Source organism: Pseudomonas mandelii, from assembly GCF_002251635.1.
GTDB classification, from domain to species: Bacteria; Pseudomonadota; Gammaproteobacteria; order Pseudomonadales; family Pseudomonadaceae; genus Aquipseudomonas; species Aquipseudomonas mandelii_B.
Window position 1 is genome coordinate 23,282 of sequence record NZ_NMOJ01000038.1, and the last position, 6,408, is coordinate 29,689.

The 6,408-nt window shown below is 61.2% G+C and carries 3 protein-coding genes; all 3 read right to left on the minus strand.

The annotated features are described in order from the left end of the window. Positions 1 to 173 precede the first annotated feature (173 nt). Complete coding sequence (locus B7L09_RS05765; protein WP_094468088.1) at positions 174 to 3,842, minus strand: translocation/assembly module TamB domain-containing protein; 3,669 nt, start codon at positions 3,840 to 3,842, stop codon at positions 174 to 176. Next, positions 3,839 to 5,566 carry an autotransporter assembly complex protein TamA gene (locus B7L09_RS05770; protein ID WP_094468089.1) on the minus strand — a complete coding sequence of 576 codons (1,728 nt, stop codon included), beginning with the start codon at positions 5,564 to 5,566 and terminating at the stop codon, positions 3,839 to 3,841. The genes B7L09_RS05765 and B7L09_RS05770 overlap by 4 nt, the downstream gene beginning before the upstream one ends. Before the next feature lie 65 nt (positions 5,567 to 5,631). After that, entirely contained in the window at positions 5,632 to 6,282 is a 651-nt protein-coding gene (locus tag B7L09_RS05775; RefSeq protein WP_094468090.1) for a GNAT family N-acetyltransferase, read from the minus strand. Positions 6,283 to 6,408 lie beyond the last annotated feature (126 nt).

Consider the following 6,408-nt stretch of genomic DNA (forward strand, 5'->3'; position numbering starts at 1 on the left):
GTCAACGTAATAGTTAGGTTGCTTGCTATTTGACTGATAAATGGCGATGGATTTGCGGTGACGCATCTGACGCCATCGCAAGCAAGCTCGCTCCCACAGGGATCACACTGAACCTTGTGGGAGCGAGCTTGCCCGCGATTGGGCCGACTCGGTCTTTTTGAAGGAACGCGGGCTTAGAAATCCCGCTTGTAGAAGATATCCAGCGAACTGGCCACGCCACTGGCCACTTCCAGGTAGACCTTCTTGCTCAACAAGTAGCGCAAGGCAATGGTGCTGGCCGGCTCGAACACGCCTACCCCGTAACGCAGGCTGAGTTTTTCGGTGATCTTGCCGCTGGCCACGACGCTGGTGGTGTTGCCGCTGCCTTGGGTGTCGAGCTGGAAGTCCTGAATCCCCAGGTCGTTGGCCAGTTTGCCGGTCACCCCCGAGCTGCCCATCAAGCCCAACCCGAGCGCCGCCTGGGCCAACATGTTGTTGTCTTCACCGTTAGTGCTCAACGGGCGCCCCAGCACCAGATAGGACAAGGCCTGTTCCTGGCTCATGGCCGGTTCGGAGAAAATCTGCGTAGTCGGCTGCTCGGCGCTGCCGCTGAGGCGAATGCCGGCGATCACGTCGTCAGTCTGGCGAATGGCTTCGATGTCCAGATACGGCTGGTCAATCGGGCCGGCGAACAGCAGCCGTGCACGGCGCACCGTCAGACGCTGGCCATAGGCTCGATAACGNCCGTCGTTGAGCCACAGCTCGCCACGGGTGTCCATGTTGTCGCCGATATGCACATGGCCCTGCACNTTGGCAGTCAGGCCAAACCCGGCAAAACTGAGTTTGTCCTCACCCACCACCACATCGATGTCCATCTTCATGGCCATTGGCGGCTTGCCCTCCTCGGTCTGGCTGCCGACGATCAGCGTGTCATCCGAGACCTTGACCGTCGACGGCGGCAATTCACGCACGGTGATGTCGCCCTTGGGCACCTGCACTTTGCCGGCGATCGCCAGTTGGTCGTCCTTCATCGAGATCTTCAGGTCCGGCGCCACTTCCAGCTTGGCGTAGGGTTCGACGGTGACGGGCAATTGCGAGCCCTTGAGCGTCAGGTCCACCACCAGCGCCTGCCCCCAGGCGATGTGGCCGTTGAGACTGCCCTGCCCGCTCTTGCCGCTTTTCCAGCCGCCGCTCAACTGAACCGTTTCGCCGGCGATCTGCGCTTGTAGCTGCAAGCCCTGCAACTCCATCGGCAATTCAGGCCCGGACACTTCGCCGTCGCTGAGCAGCAGATTGCCGTTCACCTGCGGCGCCAGCAGATCACCGGAAAGCGTGCCGCTGCCGTTCAAACGCCCGGTGAGCTTCTCGACCATCGGCACAAACGGCCGCGCCACCGACAGATCCAGCCCACTGAGACGGAACGACCCCGTGAGCGGTTTGTTTTTCGGCAGCGGATTGATTTGCGCCTGCACCATCAGTTCGCCGAGCTTGCCGCCGACGAAGTTGAGGTCGGTGTCGATGCGTTTGGGCGTGAGTTTGCTGGTGAGTTTCAGGGTCTGGTACGGGAAGTCCAGCCACTGGTCCTTCTCCTTCATGCGCAACGTGCCGCCGCTGGCATCGACGCTGATCTGGCCGTTCGGGCCACTGGCCGGCAGGTCCAGTTGCAGGTCGGCGTTGAGTTTCCCCTTCCAGGCAAAATCCTTCGGCAACCATTGCGCGAGGCTTTCAATCGGGAATTGCTTGAGGTGATAACGCAGCTTCGGTTCCGGCATCAGACGCTGGTCTTCGCCGCACAGACTGGCCGCGCCGGACATCCAGCAATGGGCGCCGAAATTGATCTTGCCGTCCGCCAGCCGCTCAAGCTTCGCCGGGCCTTGCAGTTTCCAATCCTGGCCGCCGGCCTGGATATCACCGCTGGCCAGACGTCCGCGCCAGTTGCCCTTGTCCAGCGCACCGTCAAGGCCGAGCGCCAGTTTCAGCTTCGGTCCTTGCAGGTTGAGGGCGAGTTTCTGGTTCTTGATATCGCCCTGACCAGTGGCGGTCAGCGTTCCCAAGGACGTGTCACCGGCCTGGATGCCGCTGCCCTTGAGGTCGATTTTTGCCCGTTGCGCGCCGTCGAGGGTCGCGTCCAGATTCAGGCTTTGCAGGCGATTGTCTTCGAAAGCCAGTTGCGTGCCTTGCAACCCGAGCTTGCCTTGCGGCGCCTTGAGCGTGCCGGCGACATCGAGGCGACCGTTGAGCTGACCGCGCAGTTGCGGCCAGAGCTGGGCCAGGCGTGGCAGCTTGATGTCGATCTGGCCGGCGAGCTTCTGTTGCAGGCTGCCCTTGCCGTTGATGCTGTTGTCACCGAGGCGGATTTGCAGCGCGTTGAGGTTCCATTGCTCGCCGCCGCCGTCGGCCTTGGCCTGGATCACCGCCGGTTGCCCGCGCAGTTTGCCTTTCAGGTCCAGGTCGGCACTCAGGCTGAGCTTCTCATTCTTCATTTCGCCTGTGCTGCGCAACGGCCCGGCCAACGTGCCNGGCAANTCCGCGACCCAATACGCCGGGTTGATCGCCGAGAGGTCGAGCGCGGTGTCCCAGGCAATGCCATCAGCAAACTGCAGGTTCAGATGCCCCACGGCCTTGCCCTGCCCGGCTTCGAGTTGAATCTGTTGCAGATAGATTTTCGTCAGGTCGCCGCTGAACGGGCTTTCGAGGCTGAACGCACCGGCGGGACCATCGAGTGCCGATGTGAAGTGACCGATGTATTTTCCGTCGGTGTAGGAGACTTCACCGTTGAAGCTGCGCAACGCCACTTCGGGCTCATCGATCAGTGGATAAAGGCTGTGCCACGGAAAATCCAGCCAGTCGATCTTCGCATCGGCGCTCAGGCCTTTGCTCCAGTCGAGGTTGCCGGTGAGTTTCAGGCTTTGCTTGTCGTTGGCGGTCAGGTCGAGGGCGGCAATCTGCGCGCCGTTGGCGTCGACCTTGCCTTGCAGCAACAACGCAATCGGGCCTTTTTCTGCGGGCAGCGTGGCTTTGCCGAGCAACTGGTAGCCGTTGCTCAGGTCGCCCTTGGCGGTGAGGTCCAGTTGATTGAGTTGCAGGGTGTCAGGCAACTCGGCGCTGGGCTTGAAGCCATCGGCGGTGATCCGTACTTTCGCCGGAAGGTTGTCCACCAGCGGTTGCAGTTCACCGGTCAGTTGTCCGTTCAGGTAACCGCTGCTGTCGGCTTTCAGGTTCAGGGTTTTCAGCAGGTCGCCGTCCACCTTCAGCGCCAGGCTCCAAGGCTCGGGGGCCGGCAGGGTCAACGTGCCTTGGGCCTTGAGCGGCCAGTTGCCGCTGGGTTGCAGCAGGCCTGAAAGGTTCAAGCTCAAATCGTCACGCTGCAACTTCACCGAGTCGATCTGCATGCCCTGTGCCGTCCAGTGCGCAGCCAGTTGCAGGCCTTTGAGTTCTTCGCTGCCGTTGAACAGCAGGCTGCCGATCTGGACGTCGCCCAACTCGATGGCCAACGGTAACTTCAGCTCCGGGAGCTCGATATCGCCGCTGCTGTCTTCATCGCTACCCGGTGGAAATTGCAGGCTGACCTGATCGACCTTCAATTGCTCGATGCACAAGGTCATGCGCGTCAGGCACAGCGGCGACCAGGCGAATATCGGTTGGCTCAGCTCAACCCGGCTGGCGTCCTGCTGCCACAGCAGATGATCGGCACTCCANTGCCCGCCCAGTCGGCCCTGGAAATTCTCCACGGTCAGGCCCGGCACCAGGCCGAGCGCCCAACGGCTGCCCGTCGCGGTGCCCAGCACCGAGGTCACGGCCAGTACAACCAGCATCAGCAGCGCCAGAATCGCCAGCAGCGTTATTTTCAAACCACGCTTCACAGCTCGGGCCCCATGGAAAAGTGCAGTCGAATGCCGCCGTCGTCGTCCATCGCGTGAGCCAGGTCGAGGCGAATGGGCCCCACCGGGGAAACCCAGCGCACGCCGATGCCCACGCCGGTCTTCAGGTTCGGCAGTTCGAGTGTATTAAAGGAGTTGCCTTGGTCAACGAAGGTCGCGACCCGCCATTTTTCAGCGACGGAGTACTGATATTCGACGCTGCCGGCAACCATGTAGCGGCCACCGATGCGGTCGCCCTCGGAGTTCTCCGGGGACAGGCTTTGATAGTCGTAGCCGCGCACGCTCTGATCGCCACCGGCGAAGAAGCGCAACGACGGCGGTATTGACTTGTAGCCATTGGTGGCGCTGCCGCCGACCTGCACCCGACCGAGGAAACGGTGCTTGTCGAAGACCGTGGTCAAGCCTTTGACCAGCGCGGTGCCGTAGACCAGGTTGTTGTCCGAACCCAAGCCTTCCTTGGCCACTTTGGTCTCGAATTCCAGGCGATAGCCATTGTGCGGGTCGATGCGGTTGTCGCTGCGCAGGTAGGAATAATTGATCCCCGGCATCACCAGATTACTGAGTCCCGAATCATCGCCGAGCCGGTATTCCTCGCGTTGCCACTTGAGCGACACCACCCGCTGCCAACCGCTGGGCAACTTGCTGTGCCATTCGGGGCCGAGGGTCAGGAGTTTGCTGAGAGAATCCTTATCGGCGATTTCTTCGTTTTGATAACCGCCGGCGAAGCGCAATTTGTCGGTCAGCGGCGGGTCCAGGGGGATGTCGTACNACACCCCGACGTTCTGCCGCGGCGCCGACAGTTCGGCTTCCCAACCATAGCTGTGGCCCTGAGGGTTGACCCAGTGGCGGGTCCAGTTGGCCTTGCCACGCGGGCCGACGTCGGTGGAGTAACCGAGGCCCAGGCCCATNGTCCGTGGCTTGCGGGTTTCGAGCTTGACGTCGACCGGGATCACATCGTTCTTCGACGCCGTGGGTGCCGCATCCACCCGCACGCTTTCGAAATAGCCGCTCGATTGCATCGCCTGATTAAGCTCGGCGATCAGTTCGGAGTCGTAAGGCGCACCTTCCTTGAACGGCACCATGCGCCGCAGCAAGTCTTCGTCGAATGGCGTGTCGCCCTCGAAACTGACCTTGCCCAAGGCGTAACGCGGGCCGCTTTCATAGACCAGGTCGATGTCGGCGACGCCGGCGCGGGGGTCCACCGACAACGTCTGATGAGTGAAGTGGCCGCTGAAGAAGCCATAGCGCGAAGCCTGGTTCTGGATCAGTTTCTTGGCGTCTTCATAAAGGCCATGGTTCAGCACCGCGCCGGTTTTAAGTGCAGCGCTTTTGGGGACACGAAAGGCTTTGAGGGAGGCCGCCGGGCCGTCGATGCGAATTGTGACGTTGCGCAAATGCACCGGCTCGCCGGGATCGATGTTGAGTATCAGGCGCGGTGTCTTGCCGCCCTTCACGTCGCTGTCGATCTGCGGCTGGTAATAACCCAGGGCCTGGGCAGCTTTGCGCGCCTGTTCTTCGGCGCCACGACTGAAGCGCAGCAAGGCTTCTTCGTCACGGTCGCCGAGGCTGCCGATATAGCCCTCTATATTGGCTTTCAGTTCATCGTTGGACGGTTTGATCCGCACATCCAATTCACTTTGCGCCAGTGCCGCGCAGCTGGTGAACAGCATCAGCACGCCACTGGTAAATCTTCCTGGAAACTTCATAGGCGCGGATGCTATCACGAGCTTGGGAGCGTGATAGAGCCTGGCGTGGCGTGAAAGTTCTACCGTTATGCCGTTGCTGCTTGTAACACCTGGGGATTGGCGTGGAAAAACACGTGTTCGCGGATCGGTCCGACGGCGACCTCGCCAATTTCCTCATAGCCCTGACGCTTGTAAAACTCCAGATAACGCGGGTTCCCGGTATCAAGCATCACGCCCTGGGAGGTTTCATCCACAGCGCACCAGTTATGCACCGCTTGCAGCAGTTGCTCGCCGAAGTGCTTGCCCTGGAACTGCGGATGAATCCCCAGCAACGGCAGGACATGCACCGAGTCGGACGGTACGCAGGCCGCCACGGCGGCGTGGTAATCGAGGTAGCGACGGGTGCAACGAAAACCGGTGCTGAGCACCATGCGCAAACGCCAGGCCCAGCTTTCAGTGATGCCCAGGCGACGTTGTGGCGGGGCGATCAACGCGATGCCGATCAGGCGGTCGTTGACCAGCAGGCCGATGGCCGGCAGATCCTGAAGAAAGTGTTGTTTGACCAGTTCGCGCACCGTCGCCCGCACACGGTGTTCATAGCCGGGACGTTCGGCCTCGAACAGGTAGCCGAAGGTCGGTTCGTGCCGGTAAGCGTGGTAAAGCAGGGAGCGCGCTTCGTGGGCGTAGCCGCTGTCGAGCATGTGGATATCGGCAATGGCGGTCGAGGTTTCGGGCATAACGGTAGATCTCCCCGGGGCGCCACTCAAAATGGCGGCGCTCTTATTGGTACGAGCCTACAAGTGTCGGCACAGTTCCTTGTTGATTCGAATCAGTGCTAATGCATAAGCCGTCTTCGCGAGCAG